At 70.4% G+C, this 21,238-nt stretch carries 16 protein-coding genes, 1 pseudogene and 2 CRISPR repeat arrays (1 of these 19 running past the window's edge); of the genes and pseudogenes, 9 read left to right on the top strand and 8 right to left on the bottom strand.

What is annotated here, in order from left to right; translation table 11 throughout:
- Positions 1 to 1,598: a CRISPR direct-repeat array (repeat unit 29 nt; unit sequence GGGAACATCCCCGCGGGCGCGGGGAGCAG); it reaches 510 nt to the left of the window's first position.
- A gap of 92 nt (positions 1,599 to 1,690) precedes the next feature.
- The 7 genes from cas2e to casA are packed head-to-tail and all read right to left on the bottom strand — an operon-like array spanning position 1,691 to position 8,152.
- Positions 1,691 to 2,053 carry a type I-E CRISPR-associated endoribonuclease Cas2e gene (cas2e, locus tag ACZ5SK_RS14085; protein ID WP_334578202.1) on the bottom strand — a complete coding sequence of 121 codons (363 nt, stop codon included), beginning with the start codon at positions 2,051 to 2,053 and terminating at the stop codon, positions 1,691 to 1,693.
- Entirely contained in the window at positions 2,050 to 3,015 is a 966-nt protein-coding gene (gene cas1e / locus ACZ5SK_RS14080) for a type I-E CRISPR-associated endonuclease Cas1e (protein WP_334578201.1), read from the bottom strand. The genes cas2e and cas1e overlap by 4 nt, the downstream gene beginning before the upstream one ends.
- Complete coding sequence (cas6e, locus tag ACZ5SK_RS14075; protein WP_334578200.1) at positions 3,012 to 3,809, bottom strand: type I-E CRISPR-associated protein Cas6/Cse3/CasE; 798 nt, start codon at positions 3,807 to 3,809, stop codon at positions 3,012 to 3,014. Before cas6e ends, cas1e begins: the two co-directional genes overlap by 4 nt.
- Complete coding sequence (gene cas5e / locus ACZ5SK_RS14070; RefSeq protein ID WP_334578199.1) at positions 3,809 to 4,534, bottom strand: type I-E CRISPR-associated protein Cas5/CasD; 726 nt, start codon at positions 4,532 to 4,534, stop codon at positions 3,809 to 3,811. The genes cas6e and cas5e overlap by 1 nt, the downstream gene beginning before the upstream one ends.
- The gene (gene cas7e / locus ACZ5SK_RS14065; protein ID WP_334578198.1) at positions 4,531 to 5,724 is read right to left on the bottom strand and encodes a type I-E CRISPR-associated protein Cas7/Cse4/CasC; all 1,194 of its coding nucleotides are present in this window, start codon (positions 5,722 to 5,724) and stop codon (positions 4,531 to 4,533) included. The genes cas5e and cas7e overlap by 4 nt, the downstream gene beginning before the upstream one ends.
- Complete coding sequence (gene casB / locus ACZ5SK_RS14060) at positions 5,721 to 6,416, bottom strand: type I-E CRISPR-associated protein Cse2/CasB (RefSeq protein ID WP_334578197.1); 696 nt, start codon at positions 6,414 to 6,416, stop codon at positions 5,721 to 5,723. The genes cas7e and casB overlap by 4 nt, the downstream gene beginning before the upstream one ends.
- The gene (gene casA / locus ACZ5SK_RS14055) at positions 6,413 to 8,152 is read right to left on the bottom strand and encodes a type I-E CRISPR-associated protein Cse1/CasA (RefSeq protein ID WP_334578196.1); all 1,740 of its coding nucleotides are present in this window, start codon (positions 8,150 to 8,152) and stop codon (positions 6,413 to 6,415) included. Before casA ends, casB begins: the two co-directional genes overlap by 4 nt.
- Before the next feature lie 214 nt (positions 8,153 to 8,366).
- Between casA and ACZ5SK_RS14050 the strand changes: the two genes are divergently transcribed.
- On the top strand, positions 8,367 to 8,558 hold the full coding sequence (locus tag ACZ5SK_RS14050) for a hypothetical protein (protein WP_334578195.1): 192 nt from the start codon (positions 8,367 to 8,369) through the stop codon (positions 8,556 to 8,558).
- A gap of 204 nt (positions 8,559 to 8,762) precedes the next feature.
- Here the strand turns inward: ACZ5SK_RS14050 and cas3 are convergent, their stop codons facing one another.
- Positions 8,763 to 11,615, bottom strand: coding sequence for a CRISPR-associated helicase Cas3' (gene cas3, locus ACZ5SK_RS14045; RefSeq protein ID WP_468576113.1), 2,853 nt, complete (start codon positions 11,613 to 11,615; stop codon positions 8,763 to 8,765).
- Positions 11,616 to 11,906: 291 nt separating this feature from the next.
- A CRISPR array of direct repeats spans positions 11,907 to 13,279; the repeat unit is 29 nt; unit sequence CTGCTCCCTGCGCCCGCGGGGATGGTCCC.
- 112 nt (positions 13,280 to 13,391) lie between these two features.
- On the opposite strand from cas3, the gene ACZ5SK_RS14040 reads away from it, so the two are divergent.
- The 8 genes and pseudogenes from ACZ5SK_RS14040 to ACZ5SK_RS14005 all read left to right on the top strand — a co-directional run bounded on the left by ACZ5SK_RS14040 (position 13,392) and on the right by ACZ5SK_RS14005 (position 21,176).
- Positions 13,392 to 15,335, top strand: a complete 1,944-nt coding sequence (locus ACZ5SK_RS14040) for a hypothetical protein (RefSeq protein ID WP_334578193.1) — start codon at positions 13,392 to 13,394, stop codon at positions 15,333 to 15,335.
- Between the two features lie 79 nt (positions 15,336 to 15,414).
- Positions 15,415 to 16,116: a hypothetical protein gene (locus tag ACZ5SK_RS14035; RefSeq protein WP_457495153.1), complete on the top strand. Its 702-nt coding sequence runs from the start codon at positions 15,415 to 15,417 to the stop codon at positions 16,114 to 16,116.
- A 189-nt stretch (positions 16,117 to 16,305) separates the two neighbouring features.
- Positions 16,306 to 16,719, top strand: coding sequence for a head decoration protein (locus tag ACZ5SK_RS14030; RefSeq protein ID WP_334578191.1), 414 nt, complete (start codon positions 16,306 to 16,308; stop codon positions 16,717 to 16,719).
- 12 nt (positions 16,720 to 16,731) lie between these two features.
- Positions 16,732 to 17,775, top strand: coding sequence for a major capsid protein (locus tag ACZ5SK_RS14025; protein WP_334578190.1), 1,044 nt, complete (start codon positions 16,732 to 16,734; stop codon positions 17,773 to 17,775).
- Between the two features lie 102 nt (positions 17,776 to 17,877).
- Positions 17,878 to 18,699, top strand: a pseudogene (locus ACZ5SK_RS14020) (IS5 family transposase); the annotation flags it as partial.
- A 592-nt stretch (positions 18,700 to 19,291) separates the two neighbouring features.
- The gene (locus ACZ5SK_RS14015; RefSeq protein ID WP_334578189.1) at positions 19,292 to 20,140 is read left to right on the top strand and encodes an oxidoreductase; all 849 of its coding nucleotides are present in this window, start codon (positions 19,292 to 19,294) and stop codon (positions 20,138 to 20,140) included.
- Entirely contained in the window at positions 20,140 to 20,754 is a 615-nt protein-coding gene (locus tag ACZ5SK_RS14010) for a TetR/AcrR family transcriptional regulator (RefSeq protein WP_334578188.1), read from the top strand. The genes ACZ5SK_RS14015 and ACZ5SK_RS14010 overlap by 1 nt, the downstream gene beginning before the upstream one ends.
- A 137-nt stretch (positions 20,755 to 20,891) precedes the next feature.
- Positions 20,892 to 21,176 (top strand): hypothetical protein, encoded by a 285-nt coding sequence (locus ACZ5SK_RS14005; RefSeq protein ID WP_334578187.1) that lies wholly within the window; start codon positions 20,892 to 20,894, stop codon positions 21,174 to 21,176.
- Positions 21,177 to 21,238: the final 62 nt, after the last annotated feature.

The raw sequence follows: 21,238 nt of genomic DNA, 5'->3' as shown, positions 1-21,238 counted from the left end.
GGAGCAGACCGTGCCGGCCTGGGCACCAGAGGTGCCGGGGGGAACATCCCCGCGGGCGCGGGGAGCAGGGTCCATGGGGTCGCTCACTTCGACAGGGCCGGGGGAACATCCCCGCGGGCGCGGGGAGCAGCACGGGCAACACGAACACCAACCCCCAGCTGCGGGGAACATCCCCGCGGGCGCGGGGAGCAGCCGCACGACGACAAGATGGAGCGCACCGCCACGGGAACATCCCCGCGGGCGCGGGGAGCAGTCCTGGATCCACACGTACCCGGACGCGTTGACGGGAACATCCCCGCGGGCGCGGGGAGCAGTCCTGTGCGGCCGTCCAGGCCTTCCCGTCCTGGGGAACATCCCCGCGGGCGCGGGGAGCAGGGTCGCAACGGGCCACCGGAAGCGCTGAATTCGGGAACATCCCCGCGGGCGCGGGGAGCAGAGTCGCTGTGGCAGGTCGTCAGCGGCGAGGCCGGGAACATCCCCGCGGGCGCGGGGAGCAGGAGCGCATGCAAGCGGGGCTCACACAAACCGAGGGAACATCCCCGCGGGCGCGGGGAGCAGTGGCCGTCGGCATGGCGACCGTCCTGGCTACCGGGAACATCCCCGCGGGCGCGGGGAGCAGCCGAACACGGGGTGGCGCCAGCCGCCCGCCCGGGGAACATCCCCGCGGGCGCGGGGAGCAGAGCGCCGGAGAGCACTCCCAAAACCACAGCGGGGGAACATCCCCGCGGGCGCGGGGAGCAGCACGGAGCTCTTCGAGAAGGTCAACCAGGGCGAGGGAACATCCCCGCGGGCGCGGGGAGCAGGACTGATGAACAGCCAGGAATTCGTCTACCTCGGGAACATCCCCGCGGGCGCGGGGAGCAGTTCCTGGACGTTTTGGGCGCGATGTGGCGCGGAGGAACATCCCCGCGGGCGCGGGGAGCAGGGTCCTCGGGGCGTCGCTATGTCGACGGTTCCGGGAACATCCCCGCGGGCGCGGGGAGCAGGACCTGGAGTACGCCCTGGCCGGCTGGGACCGGGGAACATCCCCGCGGGCGCGGGGAGCAGGACTGGCGCATGGCCTGGGTGAGGCCGTCGATGGGAACATCCCCGCGGGCGCGGGGAGCAGGCGGCGATCAGCTCGGGGCCGAGGGTTTCGACGGGAACATCCCCGCGGGCGCGGGGAGCAGTGCCGGGCCCACGGGATGTGGTGGAGGACGCCGGGAACATCCCCGCGGGCGCGGGGAGCAGGAACACCACCGCGTACTGCTGGAGGAATTCGCGGGGAACATCCCCGCGGGCGCGGGGAGCAGCTGTCCTCGTCCTCCGAGCCGCTCGGCGCCATGGGAACATCCCCGCGGGCGCGGGGAGCAGCGCTCGCCGTTGTAGATGCACCACCACCCACCAGGGAACATCCCCGCGGGCGCGGGGAGCAGACTTGGTTGTCGAATCTTCGGCGGCCGGGTGCGGGAACATCCCCGCGGGCGCGGGGAGCAGAACCTCGCACAGGCCAAAGCGGCCGTGGGCGCGGGAACATCCCCGCGGGCGCGGGGAGCAGAAGTTCGTCGTCGAACTGCATGTCTATCCCCCGGGAACATCCCCGCGGGCGCGGGGAGCAGACTGGTTGACCTGGTCTTTCAGTGCGGAGGTGACGGGTTTCTGAGCACTTCCTCGGAATCCGGCAATACGCCTGTAATCACCCCAATGCCCTTCAGGCTCGTCCGAAGCGTCGGCGTTTGGCCGCCTTGCTCCATCCGGGTGGAGCGGTGGTCGGTGGGGTGGCCTCCGGGGACGAGGGCTTTGTGTAGGGGCGGTGGATGAGGGTGACGCCGTCGTAGTCGACGGGGTGCCAGGCGTGGTCGTGGGTACGGAAGGTAAAGCCCTGTTCGTTGTTGGTGGTGTGGGTCAGCAGAGCGCGTCCCTGGCCGGCGTATTGCTGGACCTCGTGCCAGAGTGCGTCGCGGATGCGGGCCGATGGGTTGCCCACGAACACGCCTGCGGAGACTTCCAGCATCCAGCGGGTCAGGAAACCGCGGAGTCCGGCGGGGCAGTTGGTGAGGACGATGACGGTCACCAGTCCACCTGTTCGTAGTCGCCGTTTGTGTCGTGGTTGAAGCCGGAGGGGACTTCGCGGCCTCCGTCGCTCTGCAGGGTGACCACGTCGCGGTCGTCGCCGGAGGCGACTGGGCCGGCTCCTGCCAGCAGCAGGTGTTTGATGTCGTTGACGCATCGTTCCAGCAGGGACGTTTCGTTGATGCGGTCCCGCAGGGCGCGGCGGGTGCGGGGGCCGACGTCCTCCTCGTCCTGCGCGGCGACGTCGAAGGCGAGAGGGATGCCGATCTCGGTTTTGTAGAGGTCGGCGATGTCGAGGACGAAGGACAGTTCGTGTCCGGAGTGAACGAAGCCGAGGGCTGGGCTGCAGCCCAGCGAGGTGACGACGGCGTGGGCGATGCCGTACATGCACTGGGCTGCTGCGGTGATGCCCTGGTTGACAGGGTCTCCGGCGGTGAAGTTGCCGGGGGTGTACTGGCGGCCTCTCCAGGGGATGCCGGTGCGGGCGGCCTGGGTGCGGTAGCAGTCTTTGACGCGGCGTCCTTCCCGGCCCAGGAGTTCGTGGCGGGTCAGGCCGGCGGGGTCTTCGTCGGGGAAACGCAGCCGGTACATGGCGCGGGCGACGGCGAGTCGGCTGCGTGGGTTGGCCCACTGCCGGGCCTGGGCTTCCATGAGGGCTGAGGAGCGGCTGAGGGCGCGTCCGGCGGCGTAGTAGCGCACACCGCGCTCTCCGACCCAGCAGACGGCTGCGCCGGTTTCTCCGAGGACGCTCATCGCCTGGTGGGTGATGCGGGTGCCTGGGCCGAGGAGGAGGGTGCCGATGGTCGCCGACGGGATGTGGGTGGTGCCTTCGGCGTCCTGGGCGGTGATGGCGTTGGCGTCCCGGTGGACGGTGCACCGCTCGAGGTAGATGAAGGAGGTGCGTTCAGCGGTGCGGGTGAGTTGTCGTGGGGTGAGTGCAGTGCGCTGGGAGATCGTGGTCATGGCGTCTGCCGGGCGGGCGGGGCGGGCGGGGCGAGGGGGGCCAGGGTGATCAGGCCGCAGCCGTAGGCTTTGGCGCGGCCGATGCCCTGGGTGAGGGTGCGGCGCAGGGCTTCGGGGTCGGTGACTTCGAGGCGGCCGTCGAAGGTGACGGCGACCAGAGTGACGGGTCTGCTCTTCTTGCCGTCGTCCGTGCGCCGCTTGTCGAAGGAGCGGTTGTTGTGGTCGCGGACGGACAACTCGTAGCGGTCGCCGTGGTGCTCGCGTTTGCCCTGGTGCGTGGTCCCGCCGGGCAGCAGGCGTTTGTCGTCGGCTTTCTCCAGGATGCGGAAGCCGCTTCGCTCCTGGCGCTCGATCAGCCAGGCCATCTGGTGAACGGGCGTGAGGTGGGCGGTGATCTTGCGGGGCTCGTCGGGGTTGCGGCGGATGGTGTGGACCGGGTTGGCGGTCAGCCGGAAGGCCCAGCGGTCGCCGGCGGAGAGTTTGTCGAGGAACGGGCCGTAGGGGCTGCTCTGCCAGCCGGGTGTCGCCGGATCGGCCGCTGCCGCGGGCCAGCCGACCTGCTCGACCAGGTGGGTCAGGTCCGGGCGGTCGGGGCTGACGATGTACAGCATCACCTCGGCGGGGGCCGTGTGGTCCAGGCGCCACAGCACCCGCGGCGCGTCCGGGACGGGGGCGTCGGTGGGCAGCAGGCCGGGGAACGAGGACATCACAGCGGCGTGCAGGACCTGCGGCGAGGACAGCAGGCGGCGTGCGCCGGGACGGGCGGTGTTCACGCGGAAGCGGGAGAGGAACATCAGCTGCTCTCATCCTCCAGAGCATCGAACGGGTCGTGCCGCGGGACGCCGACGGGGGCATGCGGCATGGGCACCGTGGCGGTGACGACGGTGCGCAGGGCGTGGCGGCGGTGTGCGGCGGCGAAGCTGAGCGGCTGGTCGCGCAGGGTGTCGGCGCCGCCGTGCTCGTCGCCGGCCGCCGCCTCCACCAGCACGGGCAGTGTGCCCGGGGGGCGGGAGCGGTGCCGTCTGCGGTACCAGACGGACGCCTGCCACGGCACGTCCCGCAGCACGTGCTCCAGGCGGGCGTCGTCGAACAGTCCCAGCTCGACGGGTTCGGCCGGCGGACAGGAGCGGCGGCCGAGGAACGGCAGGTACACCGGGGACTTCAGCGCGGCGTGCAGCTCGGCGAGCAGCGTGTGCTCGCCTTCGACGGCGGCGACGAAGACGGCGTCCGCGAGGTAGTAACGCTCCGAGAGCGGCATGGACTTGCCGGTGACGGCGTGGTGGGCGGTGTGGAAGTCGCGGATGCGGGTGCCGGGTTGGTCGATGCGGACGCCGAACCGCAGGGCTGCGAGGGGCGCGAGCGCGCGGTCGTCGCCGCGTTCGACGCCTGCCGCGGCCGCGAGCAGGCCGATGACGCCGCTCTTGGTGGGGGCGGATTCGGTGGTGCGGCGGGTGAAGCGGGACGAGGCCCCCCAGGACTGCAGGGGGCCGGCCAGGCGCAGGGCGAGAACGCCGCTCATGCGGGCGTCTCCAGGCGTTCGGCGACGGCGTGGCCGACGGCGGCGACGAGGTCGCCGAGGGTCTCGGACTCGGTTCCCAGGTCGGCGAGTTTGAGGGTGTTGGGGCCGACGCGCAGGACCCAGCTGAGGGTGGATGCGTCGTCGCCGTAGGCGCGTTCGATGTCCGGGACGTAGGCGGCGAGGCGGTCGGACGCCTCCCGGACGTGGCCGCCCTGGTCGCCGCGGACGGGCTCTTCGAAGGCGGCGACGAAGCTGACCGGGCGGGTGGCGCGCAGCTTGACGACGACGGCGTCGGGCAGGGTGTGGTGCCCGAAGGTGTTGATCTTCCCCGTCGGCAGGGAGGCGACGAAGCTGTGCACGAACGCCTCGACAGCACGCCGCACGGGTTCGGTCCTCGGTTCGTCGTCGCGCAGGCCCTGGCCGAGGTTGTCGGCGAGCTTGTGGACGCTCAGGGCGGCGTAGCGGTAGAGGGTGGCGGAGTTGAAGTCGACGGTGCCGATCATCCCGGCGCCGGTCTCCTCCTCGGTGTTCTCGTCGTCGACCGCCGTGTAGTAGTCGGACTCATTCTCCACCCGGTGCACGCTGATGGCGTGGGCGACCTGGACGGCGGCGTCCACGTTGTAGTCGGCTGCGTCGGCGACCATCCGGCCGAAGAGGGCGATGTCGACGGAGTGGCGGCTGTCCGCGATCTCCTTGGCCTTGTCCTTGTTCGCCTTCTCCTTGAGGTACGCGGTGATGTCTGCGGCCCCGTCGACGGCGAGGCGGGCCAGGCCGTCGAGCTGGCGGGAGCTGAGGAAGACCAGGTACTTCGCCTCCGGGGCCGGGGTGTCCCCGGACTCCTTGGCGGCGTCGGCCTTCCGCTTGGGCACTTCGGTCTTCAGCCCCGTTGCCTTGACCGTCTCGTCGGCCAGAGCGAGGGCAGCGGCGCCGTCGATGGACTCGTCCAGCGCGGTGATGCGCTTGGCGAGCAGTTCCACGACCTTCTTGGTCCGTACGCCGAGTTCGCTCGGATCGAGCAGGCGCTCGTCGTCGAAGTAGGTGCGGGTGGCCCGCTTCCAGGCCTGGCTGGAGACGCGGGCGCGCGGCACGCCGCCGTATACGGCCGACTTCGGCGCGTCCGTGTCGTCACGGTTGAGGTTGCTGGGCGGGACGGTCTGCAGGGCGTGCACGTCCAGGAAGATGCGGTTCACGAGGCGTCCTTGTCGCGGTCGTCGGAGCGGGCGGCGGCGCCGTCGGCGCCCTGGGCGGAAGCTGGAGCGGTCGGGTCCTGCCAGGAGTGGAACGAGCGGCCCCACTCGCGGCGGACGGCGTCGGCGCCGCCGGGCCACTGCCAGGCGTAGAGCTGGCCGGCGAGCAGGCCGTAGTCGAGGGGGATGTCGGCACGGCGCAGCAGGACGATCAGGTCGCGCAGCCGCTGGGACAGGGTGGTCAGGCCGGGTGCGGTCCCGGCGCGCACCAGGCGCTTGCGGACGGGCTCGTCGATGCCGTCCGGCGGCATCAGACGCCGCACGGCCGCCCCCAACCCTCCCGGTCCTCCTGGCCGGCCGCGGGTGTGGGGGCGGTGCATGCGGGCGCCGCGGGACTGCTGGTGCACGGCCCACAGCGTGAGAGCCGCGTGCAGGGCGTTCTCCGCCCGCACGAGTTCCTCCTCGCTGAGTGGGCGCACGCCGTCGAGGCGCGCGTGCAGAGGCGAGGTGTCGACGAGCGTCCACAGGTCGGGCAGGTCGGCGGCGTCCCGGCCCGCGCCGCGGCGCAGGCGGGCCAGCGCGGCGACGTCCTTCGGGCTGTCGCGCAGGTAGCCCTCCTGCCACCCGTCGATCTGCACGGCGGCGAGCTCGGCGACCCGGGAGCGGACGCTCGGCGGGGCTGTTGCGGTGGTCATGCGGGCACCTTCGGGTCGGTCGTGAAAGAGCCGGGGTGGGGCTGGCCGGAGTCGTCCGGGGAGTCTGCGGCGGACCGTTGCAGCCCGATCTGCGGCTGTGGGTCCGATCCGGACAGCTCTCCCAGCGCCTTGGCCAGACGGCTGCGGAACCACCGGTCGGCCAGGCCGGCGTTGAGCCACTGCGTGCCGCCTCTGGCGGCGGAGACGGTCCTGCCCTGCCAGGCCGCCTCCCCGGCGTCCTGGATGAGGCGGTCACCGAGGCGGCCGATCAGGCCGTGTGCCTCGCGCTGCCACAGGCGTCGCCGCTCGAACGCCTCTTCGGCGTCCGTGAGGGCTGCGAGCCAGGTGCGGTAGGGATGCTCCAGCGCGGTGAAGCCGAGCTCACGCGCCGCCGATCGCCGCTGCTCCCCTTCCGAGCCGGCCGCGCGGGCCAGGTCGGTGGCCAGATCACCGAGCGCCTGCACCGCCTGATCGGCGTCCTCGGCCGCACCGATCGCCTGCTGGGCGCACGTGCGGTCCTGCCGGTGCAGCAGCACGACCGGCATGACGAGACGGTCGTCGACGACCTCGTCGATCACGGACTGCTGCGTCCCGTACGCGGCGCCGACGAGCCGGGCCCGGATCAAGAAGTGCCGTGGCAGCTCCCTGTCGGTGACCAACCGGGCTACCCACTCCAGGATCCCCGGTCGCAGGTAGGCAGCAGGCTCCGCGCCTTGGGCCGTCACCGGTCGGTCGGCGACCAGCGAGGCGACACCCCGCCAGGCGGCGCGTGCCGGGTCATGGTCTCTGGGCAGGTAGATCAGCGGCTGCCGCAGCTTCTTCTCCTGGAAGGTGCTGCGCCGCCACGCGGTCATCGGCTCCCTGCGCTGCATGTTGCGCGCGGAGAGCGGATCGCCGTAGCCGAGGACGACGCCCGTGACGCCGTCGGCGTCGTGGTGCAGGCGCAGCCGGCGCGACTGCCACGTGTACAGATCGCGCAGCCCCGTCGGGGTGCGCTCGGCGCCGCCAGGCGGGCACGGCTCCCGCCGCCAGGCGGGCCGGTCGTCTGCGGTGAAGTCCAGAGCGTCGGTGTCGGCCGCCACCAGGTTCAGCAGCAGCGTCTCGCGCAGGCTGTCGCCTTCCGCGAAGACCCCGCCGAGGCCGCCCGCCCACCCCGTGCCGAGCGGGTACACCTTGCCGCCTTTGACCCGCTCGTCGCCCACCATGCCGGACTTGATGCCGGAGGTGTCGTAGGCGTGGGCGTGCACAACCCAGCGGGCCGCCTCCGCGAACGACAACCGGTCCACGGTAGGCATCCGCACGGTGAAGAACGCCTCCCCGTTGGGCACGTCGGCCACGATCCGGTTGAGTGAGAAGACCTCGTCCTTCGCCGTCCGCAGCCCAGCGGTCTGGAAGAACGGAGCGGCCGGGTGGAGAAGGTCGAACCGTTCGCGGTGTGTGTCCAGATAGGCGGCGACCGGCGCGAAGCACTGCGGGTCGGCCCACAGCTCGCCCCAGGACTCGACGTCGCCGGGGCCGTCGAGAGCGTCGTGGGCGACGGCCAGCAGCAGGCGCACGAGGGCGAACTCCTGGGTGGGCAGGTCTCCCGTGATGCGGCGTATGCCGCCGGCCTGGGCGAAGACCTGGCGCAGCGACAGCTGCTCCTGCGAGCCGTCCCGCTTCAGGACCTCGATCCATGGCTGGGTGGTCAGGTCGAAGGAGGGGACTGCCGCTGCGATGTGAGGCGGCTCCGTCATGCATCGTCTCCAAACCTACAAGAATTCACGAACGGGATGCCCTCTGCCCTTGGTCGCTCGGCTCGCAACGCCCGCGGGTGCCGCAACGTCAACTGTGTTGCTGACATGAGGGTTTGACAGACCGCAACGCGTCACTCCACAGTGTCTGCGTACGAGGGAAACGATTTAAGGGGAGAGTAGTCAGGCTGTGTCGGGATGGATGCGGTGGGGAACCGTGATCATCGGAGTCGTCGCCATTTTCTGGCTGACTCTCATGCTGGGCAGTTGGCTGCCCTTCGGGGGCCCAGACGACGACGGGGTCAGATGGGGGATCGCGACTGCGCTCGCAGGTGTCGTTTCTGCGGTGGCCGGTTCGCCGATGGCGCGCTGGGCAGAGGCGAAGCCGGCTTTGTCGAAGGATGTGTGACCCTCCAGGTCACGCGAGCTGGCATAGGCCGAGTCGGTTAAGCTCCCACAGCTGATCGCTGCAGCAGCAGGTGGCCGTAGCGACACGCACATCTTGCTCCCCATCAGCGTGGGGATGGTCCCGATTTGAGGGGCGCAGCTCATTGCTCCCCGCGTCAGCGGGGATCTTTGGAACGACGTATGTGCCGAGCTACTCCTGTCGCGTTCAACCACGGGTCACCTCCAAGCCGTCGGATGGGCTGTAGTGGAGCGCATAGCCTGCCAGCAGGGTCTGACAATCCTCATCGAGCGCGAGAATCAGCTGGTCAGCAAGCCACGGGCTGTCCTTGCCCTGCCAAGCGGGCACGTACAGCTGCTCCAGCTCTGCGATGGCTTTGTCGAGGGTCTCGGCGTAGGAGAACTGGATGGGCAGCCGTAGTCCGCAGCTGGCCGCTGTCCGGGCGGCGAACGACGTGGGCGCCTGGTCCTGCGGCAGCTCGAGCCCTGCGCGCGGGCGGCCCTTGTTGTCGGGTTCCAGCCACGGCAGGGTGGCGAGGGTGCCGTCGGCACGCCGCTGCACGACGACGACTTCCAGGCTCTCGCGGCTGTCGCGTACCTGGGCTCGTCCCGCGCGGGTGTCATCGGCATCGCCGACGCCGGCTGCCACCCAGCCGAACAACGGCCTGCCGGCGCGGCCGACTTCGCCGAGACGGAACACCGTCGCCCTCTCGGCCTGGTCGGCCCGGTGCCGCTCGAACCGCCCCCGTGCTTCCTCCAGCACCGGAGCCCAGTGCTCCGGCCCGACGGGAGCCTCGGCGTAGGCGTCCTGGACGAGCGGACTGATGTCAGCGGGCAGCTGCACGGGCCGCTGCGGCCCGCCGTCGAGATGGGGAAGCAGCACCGCCGCCGACCGCAGCAGCGCATACGCCCCGTACACCGCGACCGACCCGCGCACCGGGACCGGCACCTCTCCGGCCCAGTCGGCACCGGTCAGCAGACACCGCGCCCTACGCAGCGGCGCGGGCCGCTCGCTCTGGCCCTCCCCGCGCCGGTGACGGTGCAGCCGGCCCATGCGCTGCAGCAGCAGGTCCACCGGGCACAGGTCGCTGACCAACAGGTCGAAGTCCACGTCCAGGGACTGCTCGGCCACCTGGCTGGCCACCACGACGTGCTGCCCGGAAGGCCGTCCCGTCGCCTTACCGGGCGGACCGAACCGCCGCAGCAGGTCACCGTCCTTGGCCGCCCGGTCGACGTCAACGAAACACGAGTGCGCCACGGTGACGGCCCCGTCGCCGAACCTGGCCCGCAGCACCCGGGCCGTCTCCAGCACCCGCTTGACCGTGTTGCGAACGACGAGCACACACCCGCCGTCCACCAGCTCCCTCTCCAGACGGTCGGCCAGCACATCCAGACCGTCGGCAAGCCGCTCCACCCGGACGTCTGTGCACCGGGCCGAAGCAGCCGGACGGCGAACGACGGGCCTGCCGCCCGGTGCGACGGCGGTGAGCAACGGATACACCCCGTCTGCCGGAGCACTCTCGACGTGTGCGACAGCCACCCCGGAGTACGCCTCGACCAGCTGACGCCGACGCGCAGCAGGCAGAGTCGCCGAGAGCACCACCACCGGAACCCGGTACGCGCCCAGCCAGGCCAGCACCCGGTCCAGATAGACGCTCATGTAGGTGTCGTAGGCGTGCGCCTCGTCGATGACGACGACTTTGCCCGCCACCGCCAGGTGACGAAGGGCCAGGTGCCGGCTCTTCAGCCCAGCGAACAGCAATTGGTCGACAGTGCCCGCCACGAACGACGCCAGCATCGCCCTCTTACGGCCCCGCAGCCAGGTGTGCGCGACCAGCTCGGCTCCCGCCGACCGTGCCGGTTCCCCCAGCCGCCGCGGCAAAGGTGCGGCTGCATCCGTGTCAACCGCCGTCACCCGCCCGCCACGGGCCAGCAGACCGGCGAAGTCCTGGTTCAACGCCGCCTTGGAGTGCGCGAGGTGCACGGAGTGCCGGTAACTCCCGTCATGCGGAAGCCGTTTCAGCCACTCCAGCAGCCGCGGGAACATCGCGTTGCCCGTCGCCATCGTCGGCAACGCGAAGAACACACCGCCCGCACCCGAACGCGCCGCGAAGACCTCCGCCACAGCCAGCGCAGCCTCCGTCTTCCCTTCCCCCATCGGAGCCTCGATGACCATCAGCCCGGGCGTCTCCATCTCCCGAGCCAGCTGCAACGCCGCTTCCTGGACTGGCCGGACCTTTGCCTCCGCCGGAAGCCCGAACCGAGACACGAACAACTCCTGCGCATCCCCGACAGGCATTTCCGCCCGCCACGGCGCCGGGAGGTCCAGCCCCCGCCACGCCGCCGCCAGCCGTTCCTCACTGCTACGGGTGGCGGCCTCCGGGAAGTACGGGAAGAGATCGGGATTACTGGCGATCCAGTCAGAGACGATGACAAGCGCGGTCAGCAGCACCTGCACGGGCTGCGGCAGTTTCACCTCCCGCCACGCCTCCAGCCGATCCGCCACAGTGAAGTGCTCCGCGCACGCGTCGAGCAGTTCCGTCTGCACCCGGTGCCACATCCCGCTGCTGCGGCCAGGAGTACGCAGCAACTCGTCATGGTCGTACAGGGCCTTGATCTGGCCGTTCTCCGGTGGCACCCCGTGATGCCCACCCACCGCGACGGTGAATTGCCCTGTGTGCTTGGGCGGCCATCCGTGCCGCTCCTCCAGCCACTCGCTCAGCAGTAGCTGACCGGCCAACCCGTGCGGCGCCAGGCGCCGATCCGGCCCCATCGCCTGACGGGACCGCATCTCCAGGCCCTTGCCCCGCATGACATCAGCCAGTTGATCGACCTGACAGGCGAACGCCGGCGTCGCCTTACCAATGTCATGCACACCCGCCAGCCACACGACAAGCCTGCGACCATCTGCCTCGCCGTCGGGCAACTCCTCAGCGATCAACCGCCGCACACCGAAAGGCAGCCACTCGTCCCACAGAAGGCCGGCGACGGCGCCGCTGTCTTCCATGTGCCGCCACAACGGCTGCCAACCGTCCGCATCACGATCATGCTTCGCCCACACCGACCGCGCCGCGGTCTCAAGTCGCGACAGCAGGCCAGAGAGGGAATCTTCCGCACTCCTCATGCAATATGCCTACACGCAAACCGGTGCCCAGCAGGCCAAATCGAAGAAACGGGTCTGATCTGTGGTTCAGCCAGCCGTACGACTTCCACCCAGGTGCGCTCGCGTCATATGGTGTCTAGTTCGCTGTCACCGCCCCAAGGATACAAGTCCCTTATGTTCCACTTGTCGGAATTCGTGAAAGTGGGTGAAACCCTGCGCCCCAAGTGAGAGATGCGCAGGTCAGGCAGTCTGCTCCCTGCGCCCGCGGGGATGGTCCCGGACCCTGCGCGACATACGGTCCGGCCGCACCCTGCTCCCTGCGCCCGCGGGGATGGTCCCTCGATGACCAGCTGGCGGCGCAACTCGCCGCCCTGCTCCCTGCGCCCGCGGGGATGGTCCCGACAGACACCCTCGATCCCCTCAGCAGCATGGCTGCTCCCTGCGCCCGCGGGGATGGTCCCCCGCCCACCCTCGGCGAACTCGGCGGCGACTGCTGCTCCCTGCGCCCGCGGGGATGGTCCCCGCCCATCGCGCGGTGAAATCAACGGAAGGCCCTGCTCCCTGCGCCCGCGGGGATGGTCCCGTGACCGAGACCGGCAACGGCCCGGACGTCGACTGCTCCCTGCGCCCGCGGGGATGGTCCCCCCCTGGCCGGCTGCGGCATTCACACCCCGCACTGCTCCCTGCGCCCGCGGGGATGGTCCCGTTCCACCTCCAACTACCTGCCGCTTCGCCCGCTGCTCCCTGCGCCCGCGGGGATGGTCCCTACCTGCCCCATGTACTCCCGTCCGGGAGTCACTGCTCCCTGCGCCCGCGGGGATGGTCCCCCACACCCGCACCAGCCGCGAGGAGCAGTCCACTGCTCCCCGCGCCCGCGGGGATGGTCCCTTGCCCAGTTCCTCCTTGGACTCCGGGCTGGGCTGCTCCCCGCGCCCGCGGGGATGGTCCCCCTGCGGGCAGTTCGAGGGCTTCAGCGATGTACTGCTCCCCGCGCCCGCGGGGATGGTCCCCGCTACACGATCACCGTCACCCCGGACGGACGCTGCTCCCCGCGCCCGCGGGGATGGTCCCTGGGACACGATCCGGTCGGGGCTGTCGACGGCCTGCTCCCCGCGCCCGCGGGGATGGTCCCACGCTGGAGCTGAAGATCTACAAGTTCGTGACCTGCTCCCCGCGCCCGCGGGGATGGTCCCGCACCGCACTGGCCTTCGCCCGCAACGGGTAGCCTGCTCCCCGCGCCCGCGGGGATGGTCCCGCCATATGGGCCGGGGGCGGACCCACCCCAACCTGCTCCCCGCGCCCGCGGGGATGGTCCCCAGCCCGGCATCAAGACCGCTCAGACTTCTTTCTGCTCCCCGCGCCCGCGGGGATGGTCCCGCACGGGTTACGCGCGGACGAGGCCCCTCCCCCTGCTCCCCGCGCCTGCGGGTATGGACCCGAGAAGCGCCTCCCCTCCTCGATGACGGGCAGCTGCTCCCCGCGCTCGCGGGGAGGGTCCCGAGTTCCCGGTCAGCTGGCGCGGCCTGGCCTCCTGCTCCCCGCGTCCGCGGGGATGGTCCCGGCTCGTACATGGCCGCCCTCGGAAGCGTCGACCTGCTCCCCGCGCCCGCGGGGATGGTCCCAAGCAGGCACTGAAGACCGCGCTCCGCGGACTCTGTCACTTCCAGACCACATCGGTGGATCAAGGCCTAAGCTGGCTGTGGGCGCGGGGCCCGGTCGCCTGGAGGGGCACCTGTGAGGCACCCGCGTGAACTGCTCATCGACGCCTGGTCGTGGCTCAACTACAAGCAGACGATGGCCCACCCCAGCCGGCGGGGCCACCACGCGTTCCCAGAGCTGAATACCTCGTGGGTGCCTGCCGAGGATTTGCGCCGCCTGGCCGCCTACAAGTTCTTGGCCGCGTACGACTCCAACCAGGCCGGGCAGCTAGCCTCCGTCACCGGTGACGACCACCGCGGCGTGGAGCGCCGCGAGTTGGGCGACCCGGCCAAGCTGATCGACACCACGCTCAGCTACCTCCTGGGCGCGAAGCAGACCATCGTGGTGCCCGGCGCCGAGCACCACGACCAAGGCGACGAAGGGCTCACCCCGGAAGCCGGGGCTGCGGCCGACCTGCAGGACAAGCTGCGCTCGTGGGCGGACAAGGAGCTGCTGCCGCTGCGCATCCAGCAGGCCGAACGGTGCGCGGTGCGCTGCGGGGACGGCGTCTACACGCTGGCGTGGGAGCCGTCCAAGCGTCGTGTGCTGCTGCGTACCTACGACCCCGGCTGGTACTTCCCCGAGTGGGACGAGGGTGAGCAAGACGCTCAGGAGTACCCGCAGCGTGTGCACTTCGCATGGGAGCTGCCCGCCGACCCAGTGCGCGGCCTCAAGGACCGCGTGCGGCGCATCACCTACGAGCTGGGCCCGATCGGGCCCGCCACAGCGTCCGGCCGGACCAGCGACGGCCGCGCGATCCGTGAGCAGGTGGCCAGAGCGGACGGAGACCCGGTGCTGACCGTCGGCGACACCCTCGATCCGCTCACGGGCACACTGACCCGCACCTACCCGTGGGCGCCGGGCAAGCCGTCGTGGACGACGTGCTACCTGACGGACGCCGAGTGGCTGCTGGAAGACCTCGGCTCCGCACACGACGTGTTCAGCCTGCCCGCCGACAAGGCTGCTTACCGGGTACGTTCCGACGGCCAGGTCCTCGACCGGCTCGACCTCATGGTGGACTTCATCCCGGTCGTGCACGTCCCCAACTCGATCCCGGATGCAGGCGAGCACTGGGGGAAGCCGACGCTGGCGACGGTGCTGCAGCTGCTGGACGAGCTGGCCGCCACCGACACCGACAGCGCCTCCGCCTCGTCGACCACCGGCACGCCCATTGTGGCCCTCGCCGGGGCGCGGCTGCCCATCGACCGCTCAACTGGGCAGCCGCTGCCGGTGCGTGTGGAGGCGGGAACCGTGTGGCAGCTGTCCGACTCGGGCCGCATGGACACCCTCGACACGTCGGCGCAGCTCGCTGAACTGCGCCAGCGCATCGACCACTTACTGGACCGGCTCGCCTCGAACACTCGCCTGACCACGGCCGGGCTCGGCACCCTGGACGTGGCCAAGGTGCCATCCGGGTACGCGCTGCAGCTTGCTCTTGGCCCGCTGGACTCCCTGGTCGGGGCGATGCGCCTGGCCCGCGACCACAAGTACCAGCTGCTGCTGCGCCTGGTGCAGCGCCTGCACCAGGCCGGGCAGGTGTGGCCCGCCGGCGAGTCGCTGCCCGCACGCCTGGTGTGGGGCGCGCACACCCCCACCGACCGCACCACCGTCCTCAACGACGTCACCTCCGGCTACGCGGCTGGCGTGTTCTCCCTGGAGACCGCCGTGCGGATGCTGAAGGAGGCGGGCTACCCCGTCGAGGACGTCGCCGAGGAGATCGAACGCATCCAGAAACGGGCCTTCGACCAGGCCGCCCGACTAGCCGACGCGACCGGCGACAACGCGGCCGTGCGCGAATACCTGGGCCTGCCGGAAGCCGACCCTGTGCCTGCCGTGCCCCTCGTGCAGCCTGGCCGGACCGGTTCCCAGGACGGGCCGCCGACCAGCCCGCCTGCGGCCCAGCCGTTGCCGTCGGGACAACTGCAGCCGCCCGGCGCAACCGGGACCATCGGCGAGGCGGCCGGGCCCGGCCCCCGCTGACTCCGGCCCCTGCACAGGGCCGTGTGCCGCGTGGGGGGAGTGGCTACACTGATCGACGGCGCGGGGGCGCTGGAGACCTGTGGACGGTTCACGCATGACGCGCCCCTCACTCCCCAATCCGCTCGAACCGGTCGGGCACCGCCGTGACGGGCGGCCGATCTATCCGATCCTCCGAGCCTCGCCCGAGGACGACTCCAACAAGCCGGGTGACGAGGGTGATGCCCCGAGCAGCGGTGTCACAAAGGAAGACCTGTCGCGGCTGCTGGCCCGGGAGAAGACTCAGGGTGGCCGGGCGGCCGTGAAGAAGCTGCTCGGTGACCTCGGGTTCGACAGCTCCGAGGCGCTGACCGAGTTCATCACCACCAAGCGCGACGCCGACCAGGCCGCGCTGACCGAGATGGAACGCCGCGAGCGGGCCGCCGAGGAGAAACTGAGGTCAGCCGAGTCGCGCGAGGCGCAGGCCCTGGCCAGGGAGCGTGCTGCCATCCGGCGCGCCACCCTCGGAGGACTCGGCGCGACGGGGGACGACCTTGATGACGCAGTGCTCCTCATCGACCGTGCTCTGCACGACCAGCCCGACGCTGATGAGGCGGCCGTCGAAACTGCAGCTGAGCAACTGAAAGAGCGCCGCCCCGAGTTGTTCGGTCCTGCCCGGGAAACGGTGCCGCCCGCTCCGGGCGGATCTCCCGCCGGCGGCACGCCGAAGCGCGGAGGCATTCCACCCCGGCGCGGAGCGGCCGGGCTCGAAATGGCCCGGCGGCGAGGGCTCATCAGCGACTGACCACGTCAACGACGCATAGCCCTGGGACCACGCCCCTCCAATCGTGGACGCCCTTCCGGAAGCCGGTCGGGCTGATCAGGGACCACGCCCTGGCGCGGCTCGGCCGTGTCATTCCGTTTCGTGGACACCGCCCCTTGCCGCTCGCGCGGGTGCGGGAGGAATCCGATCCGCACCCACGAGGGAGACATCGTGAGCGACTACCAGGTCCTCACCACTGCCACGACGGTCACCGACGACCGGACATGGCTCGCTTCGCTGGACGGCGTCCACGAAGCCCAGACGATCACCGTCGACACCAGCAAGCTGACGGCAGGCACCCACTACACGGCGGGCACGCAGAACCAGCCCCGCCACATCATCAAGTCCGGCATCCCACTGAGCCGGGTCACCGCATCGGGCCTGTACGCGCCCTACAACGCCGCAGCCAGTGACGGCACTCAGATCCTCGCTGGATTCCTCGTTGCCGAGACCGCGTTCACTCCCGGCTCTCCGAGGACCGCGGGCGCACTGTTGTGGCGCGGAGAAGTGTACGCGTCGAAGCTGCCCGTCGCCTTCGCGCCCCCCGCCGCCGCGAACACGACGGCGTTCGTCCACTACCGGTAAGGAGGCAGCCCCATGGCACTTGAGAAGCTTCTTGAGGCGATCGTCCCCGAAGACATCCAGGCGTTCATCAAAGCGATCGACACGCCGGAGGACTACCTCCTCACCCGCGAGGTGTTCGCCGAGCGGAACATCGACAACGTCAAGTTCCGTACCAAGAGCAGCAAGCGGCGCGTCAACGCGGCGAAGTTCCGCGCGTGGGAAGCCGCGCCGATGCTTGCCAGGCGGCGTGCCGAGCAGGTCATCAACGAAGGCATGCTGCCCTGGGTCGGCCAGGAACTGCCCTTCTCCGAACTCCAGATCATCCTGGCCGCCGTCGACCGCGGCCAGGACACCAGCGAGTTCCTCGACCTGCTCTACGACGACCTCGAACAGCACGTGGAGGCCACGCAGGCAGCCATGGAGATCGCCGCCGGCCAGATGCTGTCCACCGGGATCGTGTCCCTGCCTGGAGTCGCCCTCGACGTGGACTGGAAGGTGCCGGCCGCCAACCGGCCGACGGTGGCGGTGCCGTGGTCCCAATCGGCTGCGGCCACCCCAATCACCGACGAGCTGGCGTGGATCCACTACCTGAAGAGCATCGGCGCGCCGCGCCCCGAGCGGGTCATCACCTCGGAGAAGGCGCTGTCGCTGCTCGGGTCCGCGGCGGAGTACCGGGCCGCGTTCCACAACTCGCCTTCCACCGAGCAGATCCCGAGCGGAATGCTCGCTCCGGAGGAGGTCAACCGGGTCCGCGCCAAGTACAACCTGCCGCCCGTCACCGCCTACGACGTGCAGGCGTACGACAGCAGCGACAACCTGGTGCGCACGACCCCGGAGTCGCTGTGGGCGATGATCCCGCCGCGCCGCGAACAGTGGGGCGAGACCCAGTACGGACTGACCGCCGAGGCGATCGAGCTCCGCGGTAAGGGCGTCATCACTGCCGAGGAGGCCCCCGGCATCGTGATCACCACCCATGTGCAGACGCGCACCCCAGTCCAGCTGTCCACGATCTCTGCCGCCGCTGCGATGCCCGTGCTGTACGTGCCGGACATCCACATCGCCGCGACGGTCTTCTAAGAGGGCGGTATGTGAGTGCATCGGTGATTTGTCATCACCTGGACGTGTGGCAGGACGGTATCCCGGCCGGTCGGCGGCCACGGGCGTGCTGGGCTGGACACCGTGAGCGAGCGCAAGCCCTACAAGACCGACTTGTCCGACGAGCAGTGGGCGCTGGTGGAGCCGGTGATCACCGCGTGGAAGGCCGCGCATCCCTCGGTCAGCGGCCATCAGGGCCGGTACGCGATGCGGGAGATCGTCAACGCGCTGCTTTACCAGGGCCGCACCGGATGTCAGTGGGACCTGCTGCCGCACGACTTCCCGCCGCCCGGCGCGGTGAAGTACTACTTCTACACCTGGCGCGACGACGGCACCGACCAGACCATCCACGACCTGCTGCGCTGGCAGGTGCGGGAGAAGGCGGGCCGGAAGGCGGACCCGAGCCTGGTGGTGCTCGACACCCAGAGCGTGCACGTCGCGGCCGGAGTGCCCGCGCAGTCGACGGGACGTGATGCGGCAAAAAAAGTACCGGGCCGCAAGCGCGGCCTGGCCGTTGACGTCCTGGGGCTGGTGATCGCGGTGGTCGTGGCGGCCGCGTCGGTGCACGAGAACGCCGTCGGCATTACGCTGCTGGACAAGGTCGTTGCCGACACCGACACCGTCGAGAAGGCCCTGGTCGACCAGGGCTTCAAGAACGCCGTCGTCGCGCGCGGGCAGAAGGTGGGCATCGAGGTAGAGGTCGTGGAGCGCAACCCCGCCCAGACCGGGTTCGTGCCGATCCCCAAGCGGTGGATCGTGGAGCGCGCCTACGGGATCTTGATACTGCACCGCAGGCTGGTGCGCGACTACGAGCACCTGCCCCGCACCTCCGAGTCGCGGGTGTACTGGGCGATGACCGCGGTGATACTGCGCCGGCTGACCGGGGCGACCGCGCCGGCCTGGCGCACCGTGACCGGCGATCAACTCACCCTCGGCGCGGTGCTGGCACGGCTGGAGGAGCGGGAACGGGAGATCGCCGCGCAGGCCGAGGCGGCCAGGGAGCGGATCGCGGAGCTTTCCGCGCAGCTCGAGGAGTTTCACCGGGCCGCCGAGGAGATCCGCATCACCCGCAAGACGCTGCTGGAGCTGCCCGATCCGCAACCGTCCGCGCCGCCGGCCCCGAAGCTGCCGGACCATCCGGCCTACCAGCAGATCATGGCGGTGTTCGCCGCGGCCGAGGCCCCGCTGCGGGCGCGGCAGGTGTGCGAGGCGATGGACCTGGAGATCGCGCCCAACACCATCAACAACACCCGCCTGAAACTCAAGCGGCTCGCCGAACGCGGGATCCTGGCCGAGACCGAGCAGGGCTTGTTCACCCAGCCGCGGCCGTAAGCCACCCCGCGTCACCGCGACCAGCCCGCTCACCGGATTGACGTCGGCTGAGCATGATGCCGTCGGGGGCGACAGAATCAACATCACGTTGATAAAACTCGACGTTGTGTAGAATCTCTGGGTGAGGGGGCAGTCCAGCTCCTCGCGAGACCTTTCTGGAGGAGCAGTGCAGCAGCAGAAGTGGCTCATCACCGGCGTCAGCACGGGCCTTGGACGTGCCTTCGCCCAAGCCGCCCTGGCCGCCGGGCACACCGTCGTCGGCACGGTCCGCTCCGAGGAGGACCTGCGGGCCTTCGAAGGGCTCAAACCCGGGTACGCTCACGGCCGCATCCTGGATGTGACCGACGACGCCGCCGTCTCGAGTGTGATCACGGAGGTGGAGCAGAGCGTCGGCCCCCTGGATGTCGTCGTCGCCAACGCGGGCTACGGCCTGGAGGGCACCTTCGAGGAGACGCCGCTGGCCGACGTGCGACGGCAGTTCGAGGTCAACGTATTCGGGACAGTGGCCACGCTGCAGGCGGCCCTGCCCCACATGCGCCGGCGCCGCCGCGGACACCTGATGGCCGTCACCTCCATGGGCGGGCTGATGGCCGTGCCCGGCATGTCCGCCTACTGCGGCAGCAAGTTCGCCCTGGAAGGCATCCTTGAGGCACTGGGCAAGGAGGTCGCACAATTCGGGATCCACGTGACGGCGATCGAGCCCGGGTCCTTCCGCACCGACTGGGCCGGACGGTCCATGACACGCACCGCGCGGTCCATCGACGACTACGACGAGCTGTTCACCCCGATCCGTGAAGCGCGGCAGAAGGCCAGCGGGAACCAGCTGGGCAATCCGGCCAAGGCCGGGGACGCCGTCGTGCACATCGCGTCGGTCGACCAGCCGCCGGCCCACCTCGTCCTGGGCTCGGACGCTCTGCGACTGGTCACCGCCGCGCGCACGGCCGTGGACGAGGACATCCGCGGTTGGGAGACGCTCTCCCGTACCACCGACTTCGCCGAGGGCGCTCAGCTCTGATGCCCGGCCACCACCCCGCGCGGAGCCGACGCACCACCGAACGCAAGGGTGACGTCCGGGAGCGGGCCATCCTCGACACCTGCGAAGCTCTGCTGGCGCAACAGGGCTATGACGCAATGACCGTTGGCGACATCGCGCAGGGCGCAGGCATCACACGTGGCGCCCTGTACTTCTACTTCGGCTCCAAGCAAGAAGTGGTCACGGCGCTCGTGGCCCGCACCGTTGAGCACCTGTGGGAGCGGTCCCGGGCCACCGCGCAGACCGACGAGCCACGCCAGGCCATCGCGGCAGCGATGCGGCGCACGGTCGAGCTGTGGAACGAGCACGGTCTGGTCATGCGCACGGCGATCGACCTGTCGTTGACCGTGTCGGAGATCGGCGAGCTGTGGAGCCACACAGCTGACTTGTTCATCACGGCCATCGCCGCCGTCCTCGAACGAGCCGGCGTTGAGGCCGGCACCGAACCAGAGCAAGCGTCGGCGATGGCACGCGCCCTGTGCTGGATGATCGAGCGGACGTTCTACCACGCCTCGCAAGAGTCCCGCGAGGAGTTGCAAAAGGCATCTTCGACCTGCGAACACATCTGGCTGATCAGCGCCGGCCTCATCACCTGATGCATCTGGTGTGGACGGTGAGGCGCGAAACCGAGCCCCGTGTCCGAGGCCCACCGTCCAGGCACTCCGCCAGCGGAAATCCCGCGAGGCACAAATCACCTATGCACTCACATACCACCCTCTAAAAGGAGCTGGTCATGGCGAAGTTGGCGCGCACGGTGTTCGTACGAGACCCCGAGCAGGGCCCCATCCGGCTGGAAGCGGGGGAGGAGGTTCCCGAGCGGCTCGTCCTGCTCATCCCGAACCCGGCCGCCTGGTCAAAGGAGGCTCCTTCTTCGGAGGAGGACACCCCGGATCCGATCGGCGCGGACGGGGAGGCGGGAGCCACGCCCACCGTGTCGGATCCTGCCCCGGAGCCGGCTCCGGCTCCTGCCCCGGAGCCCGCCCGGCGCCGGAGCCGCACGCCGGCCGACGAGCAGTGACCGAGGCTGGTCCGGGCCCGACATCCCTATGCGGTGGGGGTGCCGGGACCGGGCCGCAATAC

Source organism: Streptomyces sp. NPDC031474 (genome assembly GCF_055581185.1).
Note: the sequence above shows the minus strand (reverse complement) of the source record. Positions and strands in the feature narration are given on the sequence as shown.